Source organism: Aeromonas sp. QDB18, assembly GCF_027705325.1.
Lineage (GTDB): Bacteria > Pseudomonadota > Gammaproteobacteria > Enterobacterales > Aeromonadaceae > Aeromonas > Aeromonas caviae.
On record NZ_JAPDBQ010000109.1, the window covers coordinates 1 to 14902 of the forward strand.

Genomic DNA, 14902 nt, shown 5'->3' on the forward strand with positions numbered 1-14902 from the left:
GGGCATGCAGTCGTGGCAAGCCCTCCGATGCCATATCGGCTCTTGAAGCTGGCTGAGGGTCATGGGTAATCAGGTTCTTTTAAAGTATTAAGAATGGCGCTTTTTATTTTTGGTTCATGATCCAACAAATCAAAAAAACAAATAATAGATGCTTTCTTTGCTTTACTATCTTTTGGCAGGAGTGGAATTTTCATTATCTCAAAAAGATAGCCATCAGTTGAATTTTGACCTTTTCCTGTATTAAAAATATCTGCCTTATCTATATAGATATTGTTGTGTGGTGTTGATGATTTTAAAACTCTAATATAAGACCAAATATAATCGCATAGCCTTTCATTTTCTGTATCAATCCAGTCAAAGTTGTTTATTTCCATGCATTCAAAATTGATGTAATCAATCAATTTAACCTTGTTAATATCTTGTTCGAAACTAAAAATCTTATATGCAGAACGGTTTAATATAGCGCTGGCGTTTTTTTGAATTGCATTTAAAAAGGTATTTTCATCATAAATATGGTTGAAGTCTACATTAGGTATCACTTTTGACAGATAGTTTATTTGTCTATTTGTAAGGCCAATTGAATTTATTATTTGAGCCATCTTAATATCCCACCCTGTTATTACTTAGTAATTCAATGAACTTTTGTTGTCATTTTGTCGTTATTTTATGACTTTTTATTGCGTGATTTTCAATTTAATTGTGTCATATTTTTGAATCAGATCACTTAAGTTAGATGTTCTATCTATGCTGGATTTATGTTGTTTAAGGCTCAATACTACGTAAAGTGCTTATGGCTTTGTGCTGCAGTCATTGTGTCTACCTGGAACAAGATTGCATCACTCATCCGCTTGGTCTTGTAACAGTAATGAAGGGGTTGAGCTGTTATCTAGATATCCATTTTGAATAATAAAGCGTTACTCTTATGTATGACCATAAATGTCATATGCTGTACAAGTAATGCTTTTATGTATGTTGCAGGAATTATAGTGCGGTGTGTCCTGTAGTTGTTTTTGCTGGTGCTCTGATGAGGCATGTTTTTTACATGTGGGCATTCTCCTATGTACGACAAAGGAGCTCATCATGAAACTAATTAAATTGAAAGATGTCATGGCAATGACATCACTCTCTAAGGCATCTGTTTACCGTCAGATGAATGACGGGAAATTTCCCGCATCAGTCAAGATCGGCCCAAGATCTGTTGCTTGGGTTAGCTTTGAAATAGAGTCATGGATTGAAGAGAAAATAAATCTTCGCTAGGGCTAATTTCTGAATAATAATTTGAACAAATTAGCTTGTTGCTCATGCTACAAGTCTTGTCCTATCTGGGATAAGAGTTTTCAAGCTGGTTTGATATTCAATGCATTTGTGTAGGTAATAGTAATATATGTTTTAAGTTGAATGAATGTGTATATTTAAACTCAATGACATCTTCATTGGTGGTATATTGAAAGCTTATGAAGCTGCCTGCTTGAACCATGCTAAGCAATAGCCATCGTTTATCATGGTAGTTTAATTGCTCTATTCCGTATTCAAAGAAAGTGTTAATCGCATCTATACACAAACTATCCTGGTGATTACACCAGTTAATAGACCGTGTTTGAAACATACTACGGCACTATCCGCAAAATACATCCATCACGATTTAAACCTTCAATGTCTATCAACAATCTATTGGGAGAGTTCAAATGTCTATTTCTATAGAAGAGTATGTCCTGCTTGCTCAGCAGTTCTACGAAGGTCGGAACTATAGCTTTAATGTGGATAATTTAGAGAAAATCCTCTCTGTATTGGAGAACGCTCTTAAGCATTACTCCAGAGTATTTGCCTTTCGAGTTGATCTCCGTTTTCAACAGGACCCTGCTTTTGGAATGTATTTAGCATTAAAGCCTGAGTCGGGCTCAAGGATACTTAAGGAGTTCTTTTCAAGGCTTAAATGGCTCATTGAGTGCGATGAGTCAGAACGACGTTATGAAGGAAAGAGGGTTCATTCGACTGAGATTAGATACGTTTGGGCTAAGGAGCAAACAGCCGATGCTCCCTGTCCTCACTATCACATGATGTTTTTTTTAAATAGGGATGCTTACTACAAATTAGGGAACTATGAATCTGAAAGAATGAACCTTGCTAATAAAGTAAGAGTAGCGTGGCACAGCGCTGTGAGTGATGAAAATATCTCTCTGCAAGATTGTAAAAAAATGGGATTGGTGCATTTCCCCAAGAATGCTGAGTATCTCATTGAGCGGAATGATACCGAGTCACTCAAGAAGATGTTTGTGCGGGCAGCCTATTTGGCTAAAAACGAGACAAAGAGACGCGGAGAAGGATACCGCTGTTTCGGGGGGAGTAACATTTGAAGGCTTATTGGTGTTGATAAAAAGACTTTTACTGCAGTTTTAGATGGCATCAGATCCGGGAGTTTCTGCTCCCGGATCTGTTAAGCTAACCCTCATTTGTTATCGCATCAGTTGGAGTAACCCATGGCAGCTTATTCCCCTCCCTTCACCCTGACCCACGCCATGTTGAGTCGGGTGGCGGAGATTGCCGAGTTGGTGGGGCAGTGGCGGTTTGCTCAGAGCTCCCAGGTGCCGATGCTGCGTCGAGAGAACCGGATCCGCACTATCCAAGCCTCCTTGGCTATAGAGCACAATACCCTGAGTGTCGAGCAGGTGACGGCAGTGATTGAGGGGAAGACGGTGCTTGGGCTTCCACGGGAAATCCAAGAGGTCCGTAATGCGTTTGCGGCCTATGAAGCAATGCCTGATTGGGATCCGGCTTCAGCGGAAGACTTACTTGGTGCTCATGGACTCCTGATGCGTGGACTCTGTGATGATGCGGGTCACTGGCGTAGCGGTGGCGTAGGTATCTATCGAGGCGAGCAGTTAGTGCATATGGCTCCCCCTGCGAACCAGGTCCCTCGTCTAATGGGACAGCTATTGACTTGGCTGGCTGAGACCGAGGCTCATCCGCTGATCGCTTCCTGTGCCTTGCATTATGAGTTGGAGTTTATTCATCCCTTTGCGGATGGAAATGGTCGGATGGGACGTTTATGGCAGACGGTGATATTGAGTCGCTGGCAGCCAGTAATGGCCTTCTTACCAGTGGAGACGGTGATCAAAGCTCGGCAAGATCACTACTATCAGCAACTAAGTCAGGCTGATAGTCGCAGTGATTGTACCGAGTTTATCCTCTTTTTACTGGAAGCGCTGCGCGATGCGCTGGCCCAGGCGATTGCGATTCAACCAGCAGCAGTATCACCTCATCAGGAGAAAATGCGGGTAGAAATGAAGGTTGAAACGCAGGTAGAAAAGCGGGTCAAAACACCCCAGGCCATCTTGGCGGAACTGGCGGCTGAGCCGACCATAACGCTCAAGCAAGTTGCAGAGCGGATTGGCAAGTCGACCAGTACAGTGGAGAGAGCTGTTGCCGTGCTGGTCAAAGATGGACGATTACGCTTTGTTGGACCGCGTAAGAGCGGACGTTGGGAGGTACTGGATCCTGACGCGTAAACCATCCAGCCCCGCAACTAACCGACTCAGGACTACATCGCCACCGGCAGGTCCTCCCAGCGTGTAGTGTAACAGGGGCTCAGGTGATCTTGTCGCATCATCCACTCAGGCGACCCCGTGCCTTGGCTGGCAAAGCCTACGCGCCCCAATCCCTTGGCTTTGATCTGGTCCATCACTGTCATCAGCGCGTCCGATTGAGCGGAGGACGGGGCAAACAGGTCAGCCTGTTGCTGCCCCTTGGGGGTGAACTCACTCAGCATGACCCCGCCTTTCTGATAGCGGTAACCATCGCGCCAAATCTGCGCTAGCAGCACGTTCACTTGCTGCAGCAACAACCGGGTGTCATCGCTAGGGCAAACTAGCCGAACGCCAGCCTGCTCACTGTAGTAAGGCGCTCGTTCATCAAAGGGGCTGGTTCGCACGAACAGGTGCACCCGCTGGCAACACATCCCCTCGGCCCGCAGCTTCTCGGCTGCGCGAGCCATAAAGCCTGACAACGCTTGGGCCATTTCTCCACGGTCAGTCACGCGCTCACCAAAGGAACGGTCACTTTTCAATCGGCGAAATTAGCCAGAGTGGATCAGTTTTCGGTCAGCGTTGACAATTCGCTTCGTCATGCCGAGCGAACGACATCGGGTTGACGATAAAGGGCTGCTGGCGAAACGAGATACTGTGTATCAAGCAGCCAAAGCGAAGCATCCAGCTAGATGGGGTGGTAAGACGCGAGGTTGGACACCGAGTGGCGCAGTGATGCTGAATCCTGAGCGAGCGGAACCAGAACAAAAACAGGCGGCTTAATACTGGTTTACGCGACAACTATCTTGAAAAACGCAGCTCTCGGAAACCTGGCCATTTTTGCGCACTGTTCAGCACTCATATCGACCTTATTAGCAAAAAATCGGCTTAAATCGGCAAAGACCGTTTGACATCAGGTGATGGATTTATATCATCACCAAATGATTTAATCGGGATAGATCCGTCTGTTTTCACTTACTTGCCTCTGACGAGCACATGGATGAACCCCACAGTCGCCCCTATGAGGAGCTTGATAAATGGCTGAGATGGAAGACCGTTGGTTATCGATAAGTGAGATCTGCAAGTACCTCGGGGTCAGCAATGACAGTGTGTACAAGTGGATTGATAAACACGAAATGCCCGCGCATCGTATGGGCCGCCTCTGGAAGTTCAAGAAGGATGAGGTGGACAAATGGGTAAAGGCCGGTGGCGCTGCAGACCATTATAAAAAGGAATCCTAACCAAGAATGAGTAACGATAGATACAGCATGTCATTTACAACGGGCAGTCTATTTCACCGTGAATCGGTGGAACTGACCGCGCTGTATCTTGATCTTGGCGATTGGAGCTCTGTTCGAGACAAGGTCATCGCAGAAAATCTACTACAGACCCGAACACTGAATACGCTCAAACGAGTCTGTCGTGAAATCATCTCTCGACTCAGAACGTTGAGCTCAGACGAACTTGAATTCCTTGTTGAGGGCAGTCACCAAGAGCAGGCTTATCTCCTGTGGCTCGCCGTTTGCCGTCGGTACAGATTTATTGCTGATTTTGCCGTCGAAGTGCTTCGAGAGCGCTACATCACACTGAAAAGCGACCTGACCCACGAGGATTTTGATTCCTTTTTCAACCGGAAATATGAGTGGCATTTGGAGCTTGATGAGATCACCCCGGCGACACGAGGCAAATTGCGGCAGGTTTTGTTCAAGATGCTTCGCGAGGCAGATCTCTTAACGGCCAACAGCATGATACACACAGCAATGCTCAGTCCAAAACTGCTGAGTCTGATCCAACGAGGCAGCCACAGGGATATTTTGCACTTCCCTGTATTTGAATCCGATGTGAAGGGGATGAAACAGTGACAGCGGATATAGCCAGATTTCAGCATCTCTTTGCTGTGATCTCGGGCCAACGTTTTCTCAATAAGCAAGGGCTCGGCAACGAGGTCCCGTTCTTTATCTGTCCCTACAAGCCGGAAGAGTCTGTCGAAATGGAGCGGCTCCAACGTCAGCTGATCAATCGTCTTGAACAGGTCGGCATTCGGATTATGGAGATCAATTTGTATGATCTTTCGATAGAAATCCTCAAAGAACGCGACATCTGGGACCAGATTGTCGAGATGGAGGATTCCGTCTCTAAAGAGCAGCTCAAAGAACTGTTGCAGGGCGTACTGGACCCCGAAGCGCATCTCGTTCCGGCCATGGCAGCCAAGTTGGCAAGCACCGATTTCGAGGTTCTTTTTTTATCCGGCGTTGGCGAGGTGTTCCCTTACATCCGCTCGCACAACGTGTTGAACAATTTGCAGAGCACGGCGAAAGAAAAGCCAACTGTCATGTTTTTCCCGGGTGCCTACACCCACACCCTCGAGTCTGGCGCTTCGCTCGATCTCTTCGGAAGGCTGCATGACGACAAGTACTACCGGGCATTTAACATCTTTCACTGCGAAGCCTGATTTTAATAATGAGATACGAGGGAAGCGTGATGACTCTTAAGACAATTTTTAACAAGCCAGTTGACCGCCCGATTGAAGGAGTCATCAAAGCTGACGATGAAGCCAGCCTTCGCCTCGAGATTGAAGAATACGTTCTGACCAACGAAGTCGAGAAGCGGCTTGAGTCCTTTCTCGATGCCTACAACAACTATCAAGGTGCCAATGGCGTTTGGGTGTCCGGTTTCTTCGGGTCAGGTAAGTCCCACCTGTTGAAGATGCTGGCGCTCTTGCTCGAAAACCGTCAGATCGACGGTGCCTCGGCTCTTGATCTGTTTCTGCCCAAGTGTGGCGACAACGAAATCCTTCGCGGTGATCTTAAGCGAGCTGTTGCCATTCCATCGAAAAGCATTCTGTTCAACATCGACCAGAAAGCGGATGTCATCAGCAAGACCCAGATCGATGCGCTCCTCGCGGTCTTCGTCAAGGTCTTTGACGAGATGTGCGGTTATTACGGCAAACACGGACACATTGCCCAATTTGAGCGTGACCTCGACAGCCGTGGTCTCTATGACCAGTTCAAATCGGCCTATGAATCCATTGCGGGCAGAACGTGGCAACGGGGACGTGAACAGGCGTTACTCGAGGCAAAAAATATTGCTAAAGCGTATGCCCAGGTAAATGGTGGTGACGAGGTATCCGCCATGGGGATACTCGATAAATACCGTAGCCAATACCGTGTCTCAATCGAAGATTTTGCCGAACAGGTGAATGCGTATATCGAGCGGCAATTGCCTGATTTCCGTCTGAACTTCTTTGTTGATGAGGTCGGCCAGTACATTGCTGACAATGTTAAGCTGATGACCAACCTCCAGACTATCGCCGAGAGCATGGCCACCAAGTGCCGGGGCCGTGCATGGGTCATCGTGACCGCCCAGGAGGACATGGGCGCGGTTGTCGGCGAGATGGGCAAGCAGCAAGGCAACGACTTCTCGAAGATCCAGGCGCGGTTTGCCAACCGCATGAAACTGACCAGCGCCGACGTGGCAGAGGTTATCCAGAAGCGTCTGCTTATGAAAACCGAAGAAGGCATTGGCCTGCTCTCGGACATTTATCACGCACAGTCCAACAATTTTAAGACCCTGTTCGACTTTGCCGACGGCTCGCAAACTTACCGGAACTATCAGAATCGGGATCACTTCATCCACAGCTATCCATTCATTCCGTACCAGTTCGCACTTTTCCAGTCGGCCATTCAAAATCTTTCGCAGCATAACGCCTTTGAAGGTAAGCACAGCTCAGTGGGCGAGCGCTCGATGTTGGGCGTATTCCAACAGGTCGCGATCCAGATTGGTGACCACGAAATTGGCCAATTAGCGACCTTCGATCTGATGTTCGAAGGTATTCGTACCGCGCTGAAATCACAGATCCAGAAAGCGGTTATTCAGGCGGAGAGCCATCTCGACAATCTTTTTGCCGTCAAACTGCTCAAGACGTTGTTCTTGGTTAAGTACGTTAAGGAGTTCAAACCAACCGTCCGTAACCTCTGCGTCCTGATGCTGGACAGCTTTAATCAGGACCTGCCCGCTCTTCGCAAACGGATTGAAGAAGCTCTCAGTCTTCTCGAGCAGCAGACCTATGTGCAGCGCAATGGCGAGCTTTACGAATACCTGACCGACGAGGAAAAAGACGTCGAGCAGGAGATCAAGAACACCGAGGTAGAATCGTCAGACGTTGCCGCCGAACTTGAGAAGATCGTGTTCGACTACGTCATCAAACATCGAAAGATCCGTTACGACGCTTCTGACAATAAAACAGGGGGGCAGGACTACCCGTTTTCCAGGAAGCTCGATGATCGACTACATGGGCGAGAATACGAGCTAGCTATCCATGTCATCAGCTCATTCCATGAGCATGCAGAAAACGAGCAAATGCTGCGCACAAGCTCAACCTATAAATCTGACGAGTTGTTCATGGTTCTACCGACAGATGAGCGGTTGATGCGTGATCTCCTCATGTACAAGCGGACGGAGAAATACATTCGACAGAATATGTCGATCACCCAACATGAGGCGGTGAAGCGCATCCTGACCGACAAGGGCTTCCAGAACCGGGAACGGTATGCCGAATTGCAGCAGCGCGTTCAAATCCTGATGGGAAAGGCAAAGTTGTTTGTGGCGGGTGCTGACATCGAAATTGGTTCAGAAGATGCGCAAACCCGGGTGCTGCGTGGATTCCACGAACTCATCTCCCGTGCCTATCCGAACCTTCGCATGCTGCGCGGCATCACCTATACCGAGAACGATATTGCTCAATGTCTTAAAGCCTCACAGGAAGGGTTGTTCGGTAACGACGCTACCTCTCTGGCCGAGTCCGAACAGGAGCTGTTGGCGTTTATTCAGAGCAACAATCGAGGAGGGGTGCGTACCACACTGAAGAGCCTGCTGGAAAAATTCGAGCGCAAACCCTATGGCTGGTACTACGCGGCCGTGCTTTGTACCCTGGCCAACCTCTGCGCTCGCGGTAAGGTTGAAGTCCGTACCGACGGCAACTTGCTGGAAGAGGATGCGCTGGAACGGGCGCTACGTAATACTCATGGTCATAGCAATGTGGTGCTGGAACCCCAAGTCGAATTTACCCAGTCTCAGGTACGAGCCCTGAAAGCGTTCTATGAAGAGTTCTTTGATGCTCCGCCAGCAGCCAGCGAAGCCAAGGCCCTCGGCAAAGAGGTGGGCACAGCTTTTCAGGACTTGATCCATCAGCTTAACCCGTTGATTGCACAGCTCGCCCAATATCCTTTTCTCAATGCGTTGATGCCAGTGATAGAGAAGCTCAAAGAGCAGGTGGGGAAACCCTACACTTGGTACCTGACTGAACTTGGCCGGCAGGAAGATGGGTTGCTGGATATGAAGGACGACACCATCGACCCCATCCGCAAATTCATGAGCGGCCCACAGAAAGCGATCTTTGACCACGCGCGTCAGTTTGTGCAGGCCCAAGAAGCTAACTTTACCTACGTGCCAGGAGATGAGGTAGCGGAGATAACCGATAAGCTGAAAGATCAGCGTTGCTTTACAGGCAACCGTATTCAGCAGGTCAAGGCACTAGTCGATTCGCTGGCGGCGAAAATAGATCAAGCCGTACAGCAAACGCGCTCACATGCCATAGACACTCTGCACACTATGCAGACCCGTATGCAGAGTATGGAGGAATATCAGAAGCTCCCACAAGCGCGACAAGCCGAGCTGGACCAGCCCTATGGGGATTTGATCGCCGATATCAACCAACAGCGCTTGATTGCCGTTATCAACGACCGGTTAAGATGCTTTGAAGAGCAGGGTTACCAAAAGCTCCTCTCTCGGATGGTCGATCTTGCCACCCCGCGACCAGCGCCCACCCCAGCAGTGCCATCAGACGACCAAGATGACGATACTCCGCCGCCTCCACCGAAACCTAAGGTCGAATACGTCAATGTCCGCCAGGTGCGGGCAAGTTACGACAAAGCCTGGTTGGCTGATGAGGCCGACGTAATGCACTACCTGGAGTCCATGCGCAAGGCACTGTTGGATGAAATCCGTAAAGGGAAAAGGGTTCAGATATGATTACCAACCTGACGCTGAAGAACTTCACCCTCTTCAACGACCTGTCTATCGACTTTTCCGCCAAAATCAATGTGATTATTGGTGAAAACGGGACTGGCAAAAGCCATCTGCTTAAAGCGGCCTATGGGCTTTGCACCGGTGCGCCCCTGTTTAAGAACAAACCTGATATCGGCGACGATGAGCTCGAAATGGCGCTGACCGCTAAGCTGCTGCGTCTCCACATGCCTCTGGACGAAAAACTTGGCAAGATGCATCGCCAGGGCGCGACCGATCAGGCCTATTTGGCGGCGACGTTCGCTGGGGGGCAGAAAATCGCCGCAACCTTCTTCAACAACTCCAAGGCACTGGCTATCCAGGATCGAGCCAACTACGAGCAGTATCTGGCTGAGGCGGTATTCATCCCGACCAAAGAAGTCCTCTCATTCATGAAGGGGTTCAACAGCCTGTATGAAAAATACGGACTGTCCTTTGATCAGTCATATCAAGATGTTTGCCTATTGCTCGATCTGCCGGAGATCCGCACCGAAAATCTGCACGAAAAGTCGAAATGGGCGATGGAGCAGATTGAACAAGTATGTGGCGGGAAATTTATTTTCTATGGCGGCGGCAAGGTTACCTTCCGTACAACACATGCTGAGTATTCCTCGAATGCCATGGCAGAAGGATTTCGCAAGGCGGGCATGCTCGCACGCCTTCTAGAAACGGGCGCTATTCAACCCGGCACCAGTGGGCCTTTGTTTTGGGATGAACCTGAAACTAACTTGAATCCCAAGCTGATGAGGCTGTTAGTGGAGATCCTGCTGGAGCTGGCGCGCAATGGCCAACAAATCATTCTGGCAACCCACGACTATGCGCTGCTCAAGTGGTTTGATCTGCTGATGGATCAAGGTAAAGAAGACCACGTGCGTTTCCACGTGCTCTTTCGTGATGAGAAAGGCCATATCCAAGTAGATAGCGTCGACGATTACCGTGCAATCACCCCTAATGCTATTGCCGACACATTTAACGAAATAACCAAAGCGCAGGTAACTAAAAAAATGGGTAGCTTGGGCAAATGAGCGCAAGAATTAACACGAAACTCAGAGAACGCGACATCGAAATCGACTTCACCGATGCGATTGACACACTCGTATTCGATCAAATGAGGTCCGATCAGCCCAACTATCACGGTATTGGCGAAATGCATCGTGTGGATTTTATCGTCGAGCTTGATAGGGCCATTCTGTTTGTTGAAGTGAAAGACCCGGGTAATCCCAAAGCCCAGGAAAAGGGACTTCAAAAGTTCATGGAAGAGCTCAACAACGGAACGTTAAGCTCGACATTTGCTTCAAAATTTATTGACAGTTTTTTCTATCGCTGGGCCGAAGGCAGGCTTTCAAAAGACGTTTATTACCTCAGCTTGGTCACCCTTGAGGGTGAGGTATTGCCAAATTTATCAGATGAAATCGCCAAGAAGTTATCGCCGGTGGGCAAAGGTTCGCCTCGTTGGCAAAGACACCCAGTTCAGAATTGCCAAGTTTTTAATATCCAGACATGGAATGAAAATTTCCCCAAATGGCCGGTCACCCGCTTAGCAGCTGCAACCGGAGGAGCCTAAAGAGATGGAAACACAAAAATTAAAACGATTCGCGCAACATGCTAGGCGAGCTCTGATGGAACAGGTTTTCGCCAAGTTCACGCTAGTGCTGGATGCAGAAAGCGCAGCACGCCGTGAACATGCGGCTGCAGTGAGAAAGCTTGAAGAAGCGATCAAAGACCAAGGCAAAGACCAGGTTATCGACCGGGTGGCTTACATCTGGTTTAACCGCTTCTGCGCCCTGCGCTTCATGGATGTGAATCGCTACAACCGGGTCAGTATTGTCTCTCCAGCCGACCCCGGTCAGTTCCAGCCTGAGATCCTGGCCGAGGCTAAGATGGGTCATATCGACGACGAGATGGTTCCGGAAAAGACACGCCAGCAGATCTTCGCCCTGCTCGATGGCCGTGCGCCTAGCCGCGACCCGCAGGGGGAGGCCTACCGCCTACTTGTGGTGGCGGCCTGCAACTACTGGAACAAGGCCATGCCGTTCCTGTTCCAGCGCATCGACGACTACACCGAACTGCTGATGCCCGACGATCTGCTCTCGGGCAACTCCATCCTCGCCTATACCCGTGAGGCGATGACGCCGGATGCCTGCGAAGATGTCGAGGTAATCGGCTGGCTCTACCAGTTCTACATCTCCGAGAAGAAGGACGAGGTGTTCGACGGCCTGAAGAAGAACAAGAAGATCACCCCCGAGAACATTCCCGCCGCCACCCAGCTGTTCACCCCGCACTGGATTGTCCGCTATCTGGTGGAGAACTCTCTCGGCCGCCTGTGGCTGCTCAACCGTCCCGGCTCGAAGCTGGTTGAGAAGATGGACTACTACATCAAGCCAGAACAGGCGGAGACCGACTTTCTGCGCATCAGCAAGCCGGAGGAGATCAAGATCTGCGACCCAGCCTGCGGCTCCGGCCACATGCTCACCTATGCCTTTGACCTGCTCTACGCCATCTATGAGGAGGAAGGATATGAGCCAGCCGACATCCCTTCGATGATCCTCACCCATAACCTGTACGGCATCGAAATCGACGAACGCGCCGGGGAGTTGGCCGCCTTTGCCCTGACCATGAAGGCGCGCGCCAAGCAGCGGCGCTTCTTTAACAAAACCGTCAAGCCCAATATCTGCGTGCTGGTGAATGTCCACTTCGAGGAAGGGGAAATCGAAGAGTATATGGACTTTGTCGGGCGCGATCTGTTTACCGCTCCGCTGCAAACCACGTTGCGTCAGTTCGAAGAAGCCGACAACTTTGGCTCCTTGATCCGGCCAGAACTCGCCGATGTGGCGGGCATGATGCAAGCACTGCAGGCCAAGGATGTTTCGGGCCAGTTGTTCCTAAGAGCCACCCATGACAAGGTGTTGCAAGCCCTGCATCAGGCCGAGTTCTTAAGCCCCAAATACCATGTGGTGATTGCCAACCCTCCGTATATGGGCAGTGGTGGAATGAATGAACGGTTAAAAGCTTGGAGTAAAATGCAATTCCCTGATTGTTGGGGGAAAGGTCGATCTGATACCTTCGCTTTGTTCATTTCCAGAGCATTTTCAATGATTCATCGAAATGGGTTCTCGTCGATGGTAACAATGGAAAGCTGGATGTTTTTGGATACATATAGATCTCTTCGGGAAAACCTCCTTAATGACACGACTTTTTTGTCATTTGTACATATGCCTTACCTTGGAAAAGGTGGTACGAGCATGGGGATAAATTTCGGAACTGCTGCATTTGTTATTAAGAATTCGCCTGACTCACAGTTTAAAGGACATTTTTCATGCGTTCGATATTTCGAAACGGATGAGGCGGGCGTTCCGTATTCTTTCCCGGTAAATAACGAACGTCTTTCGAAAGTATCTTCAGAAGACTTTAAGAAGCTTCCATCAATGCCCATATCCTATTGGCTTAGTGATGCGGCAAAAAGTTGTTTCGATAAGTTTCCAAGTTTTTCAGATAAGGCCGTGGCGTGCCAAGGTTTGTCTACCACGGACAATGGTAGATTTGTCCGTGACTGGCATGAGGTTAGCTTTGAACAGTGTGGCTTTGAAATATCTGATTGTAAGGCAGCGGCTGCATCAGGGAAGAAATGGTTTCCAATGGATAAAGGCGGGGATTATCGGCGATGGTTTGGGAACAATTTTGCAGTTGTTAACTGGCAGTATGATGGAAAGGAAATACGGGACAACATAATTCGTAAATATCCATACTTAAAAGGAAACCCTGACTTTGTAGCAAAAAACCCCAGTAGATATTTCCAACCCGGCATCACGTGGGGAAAGATTACAAGTGGTTCTTTTAGTGCCAGATTTTCACCGCAAGGATCTATTTTTAGTGATGCTGGCATGAAGGCTTTCACTCTTAAAGAAAATGCTACACCCCTTCCTATTTTGGGACTTCTTAACTCTAAGATTGCGACATTTTTTCTATCAGCATTCTCAGAAACAATGAATTATGAGCAAGGAAATATTGCTCGACTACCGTTTGCTGAGCTGTCAACGGATCACTTGCATTCAATTGTTAATGTCTCAAAAGCAGATTGGGACGCTTATGAAATTTCTTGGGACTTCATTGGGCTACCGTTGTTAGATTTCGGTTTCCGCCAGCCAACCCTAAATGCCACCTACCAGACGCTCCGCTCTCACTGGCGGGAGATGACGTTGGAGATGAAGCGGTTGGAAGAAGAAAACAACCGTATTTTTATTGAGGCTTATGGACTGCAGGATGAGTTGACACCCGAAGTGCCGCTCAACGAAATCACCCTGACCTGCAACCCGCACTACCGCTACGGTGGCGACAAGAGCGAGGACGAGCTGGAGGCGTTGTTGCTGGCTGATACTCTACGCGAGCTGGTTTCTTACGCCGTGGGTTGCATGTTTGGCCGCTATGCGCTGGACAAGCCGGGGCTGATCCTAGCCAACCAGGGTGAGACCATCGAGGACTACCTGAAGCGGGTTCCTGAGCCGAGCTTCCCGGCCGATGGCGACAACGTCATCCCCATGCTCGATGGCGACTGGTTCACCGACGACATAGCCGAGCGCTTCCGCAAATTCCTGCGCGTGGCTTTTGGCGAGGAGCACTACGAGGACAACCTTCGGTTCGTCGAGCAGGGGCTGAATATCAAGGGCAAGCGTAACTACGGCATTCGCGACTACTTCCTCGGCGAGTTCTACACCGACCATGTAAAGCGCTACAAGAAGCGCCCTATCTACTGGCTGTTCAGTAGCCCCAAGGGGAGCTTCAACGCACTGATCTACCTGCACCGTTACCGCCCAGATACCGTCAGCGTGGTGCTCAACGACTATCTGCGTGAGTTCCGCACCAAACTCACCTCGCACAAGAATCATCTGGAGGCGGTCAGCATCAGCGCCAGCAGCAGCCAGGGCGAGAAGACCAAGGCCCTGAAGGAGATCGAGAAGATCACCAAGATGATCGCCGAGATGGAGGACTACGAGCGCGAGGTGCTGTACCCGCTGGCCACCGCGCAGGTGGAGATCAACCTCGACGACGGCGTCAAGGTCAACTACCCCAAACTCGGCGCGGCCTTGAAGAAGATAGTCGGCCTGGATGCGAAAGAGGACTGAGCATGGCTGGCGAATACGAAAAGGCGATTACTATCCAGGAGGCGATTGCGGCCATTAATGGTGGGGACTATCTGTTGCCCGCCATTCAGCGCAAGTTTGTCTGGAGCAGTCACCAGATCTGCAGGGCCGACGCATGATCATTCTTTGCGCTAGTTGATCAAGTATCGATCAGTTGAGCGGCGCCAAGTACGATTTTAA

The 14902-nt window shown here is 49.4% G+C and carries 13 protein-coding genes and 1 pseudogene; 12 read left to right on the forward strand and 2 right to left on the reverse strand.

What is annotated here, in order from left to right:
• Positions 1–59: 59 nt before the first annotated feature.
• Positions 60–599, reverse strand: coding sequence for a hypothetical protein (locus OKC30_RS15200; protein WP_270809665.1), 540 nt, complete (start codon positions 597–599; stop codon positions 60–62).
• 481 nt (positions 600–1080) lie between these two features.
• Between OKC30_RS15200 and OKC30_RS15205 the strand changes: the two genes are divergently transcribed.
• The 3 genes from OKC30_RS15205 (at position 1081) to OKC30_RS15215 (ending at position 3506) form a co-directional block, all read left to right on the forward strand.
• Positions 1081–1257 carry a helix-turn-helix transcriptional regulator gene (locus OKC30_RS15205; protein ID WP_102989266.1) on the forward strand — a complete coding sequence of 59 codons (177 nt, stop codon included), beginning with the start codon at positions 1081–1083 and terminating at the stop codon, positions 1255–1257.
• A 428-nt stretch (positions 1258–1685) separates the two neighbouring features.
• Positions 1686–2354: an inovirus Gp2 family protein gene (locus tag OKC30_RS15210; protein ID WP_102989264.1), complete on the forward strand. Its 669-nt coding sequence runs from the start codon at positions 1686–1688 to the stop codon at positions 2352–2354.
• A gap of 123 nt (positions 2355–2477) precedes the next feature.
• Positions 2478–3506, forward strand: coding sequence for a Fic family protein (locus OKC30_RS15215; protein WP_102989263.1), 1029 nt, complete (start codon positions 2478–2480; stop codon positions 3504–3506).
• Between the two features lie 32 nt (positions 3507–3538).
• Here the strand turns inward: OKC30_RS15215 and OKC30_RS15220 are convergent, their stop codons facing one another.
• Positions 3539–4063: a DinB/UmuC family translesion DNA polymerase gene (locus OKC30_RS15220; protein WP_227656854.1), complete on the reverse strand. Its 525-nt coding sequence runs from the start codon at positions 4061–4063 to the stop codon at positions 3539–3541.
• A gap of 46 nt (positions 4064–4109) precedes the next feature.
• Here OKC30_RS15220 and OKC30_RS15225 point away from each other — a divergent pair.
• The 9 genes and pseudogenes from OKC30_RS15225 to OKC30_RS15265 form a co-directional block, all read left to right on the forward strand.
• Positions 4110–4304: pseudogene (locus OKC30_RS15225) on the forward strand (IS3 family transposase); the annotation flags it as partial.
• 254 nt (positions 4305–4558) lie between these two features.
• Positions 4559–4762, forward strand: coding sequence for a helix-turn-helix domain-containing protein (locus OKC30_RS15230; protein WP_270661180.1), 204 nt, complete (start codon positions 4559–4561; stop codon positions 4760–4762).
• A 6-nt stretch (positions 4763–4768) separates the two neighbouring features.
• Positions 4769–5383: a DUF1819 family protein gene (locus OKC30_RS15235; protein ID WP_270661182.1), complete on the forward strand. Its 615-nt coding sequence runs from the start codon at positions 4769–4771 to the stop codon at positions 5381–5383.
• The gene (locus OKC30_RS15240; protein WP_102989257.1) at positions 5380–5973 is read left to right on the forward strand and encodes a DUF1788 domain-containing protein; all 594 of its coding nucleotides are present in this window, start codon (positions 5380–5382) and stop codon (positions 5971–5973) included. The genes OKC30_RS15235 and OKC30_RS15240 overlap by 4 nt, the downstream gene beginning before the upstream one ends.
• A gap of 29 nt (positions 5974–6002) precedes the next feature.
• Positions 6003–9551, forward strand: coding sequence for a BREX system P-loop protein BrxC (gene brxC, locus OKC30_RS15245; protein WP_270661186.1), 3549 nt, complete (start codon positions 6003–6005; stop codon positions 9549–9551).
• Positions 9548–10609 carry an AAA family ATPase gene (locus OKC30_RS15250; RefSeq protein WP_270661189.1) on the forward strand — a complete coding sequence of 354 codons (1062 nt, stop codon included), beginning with the start codon at positions 9548–9550 and terminating at the stop codon, positions 10607–10609. Before brxC ends, OKC30_RS15250 begins: the two co-directional genes overlap by 4 nt.
• Positions 10606–11148, forward strand: a complete 543-nt coding sequence (locus OKC30_RS15255) for a hypothetical protein (RefSeq protein ID WP_102989253.1) — start codon at positions 10606–10608, stop codon at positions 11146–11148. The genes OKC30_RS15250 and OKC30_RS15255 overlap by 4 nt, the downstream gene beginning before the upstream one ends.
• Positions 11149–11152: 4 nt before the next feature.
• Positions 11153–14704, forward strand: a complete 3552-nt coding sequence (pglX, locus tag OKC30_RS15260; RefSeq protein ID WP_270661192.1) for a BREX-1 system adenine-specific DNA-methyltransferase PglX — start codon at positions 11153–11155, stop codon at positions 14702–14704.
• A 2-nt stretch (positions 14705–14706) separates the two neighbouring features.
• Positions 14707–14841, forward strand: coding sequence for a hypothetical protein (locus tag OKC30_RS15265; RefSeq protein WP_270809666.1), 135 nt, complete (start codon positions 14707–14709; stop codon positions 14839–14841).
• Positions 14842–14902: the final 61 nt, after the last annotated feature.

What these genes read in the sequence shown, in the direction of transcription:
- pglX (WP_270661192.1), top strand. Translation starts at nt 11,153, where the DNA reads ATGGAAACACAAAAATTAAAACGATTCGCGCAACATGCTAGGCGAGCT.
- OKC30_RS15235 (WP_270661182.1), top strand. Translation starts at nt 4,769, where the DNA reads ATGAGTAACGATAGATACAGCATGTCATTTACAACGGGCAGTCTATTT.
- OKC30_RS15200 (WP_270809665.1), bottom strand. Translation starts at nt 599, where the DNA reads ATGGCTCAAATAATAAATTCAATTGGCCTTACAAATAGACAAATAAAC.
- OKC30_RS15255 (WP_102989253.1), top strand. Translation starts at nt 10,606, where the DNA reads ATGAGCGCAAGAATTAACACGAAACTCAGAGAACGCGACATCGAAATC.
- OKC30_RS15230 (WP_270661180.1), top strand. Translation starts at nt 4,559, where the DNA reads ATGGCTGAGATGGAAGACCGTTGGTTATCGATAAGTGAGATCTGCAAG.
- brxC (WP_270661186.1), top strand. Translation starts at nt 6,003, where the DNA reads ATGACTCTTAAGACAATTTTTAACAAGCCAGTTGACCGCCCGATTGAA.
- OKC30_RS15215 (WP_102989263.1), top strand. Translation starts at nt 2,478, where the DNA reads ATGGCAGCTTATTCCCCTCCCTTCACCCTGACCCACGCCATGTTGAGT.
- OKC30_RS15265 (WP_270809666.1), top strand. Translation starts at nt 14,707, where the DNA reads ATGGCTGGCGAATACGAAAAGGCGATTACTATCCAGGAGGCGATTGCG.
- OKC30_RS15250 (WP_270661189.1), top strand. Translation starts at nt 9,548, where the DNA reads ATGATTACCAACCTGACGCTGAAGAACTTCACCCTCTTCAACGACCTG.
- OKC30_RS15210 (WP_102989264.1), top strand. Translation starts at nt 1,686, where the DNA reads ATGTCTATTTCTATAGAAGAGTATGTCCTGCTTGCTCAGCAGTTCTAC.
- OKC30_RS15205 (WP_102989266.1), top strand. Translation starts at nt 1,081, where the DNA reads ATGAAACTAATTAAATTGAAAGATGTCATGGCAATGACATCACTCTCT.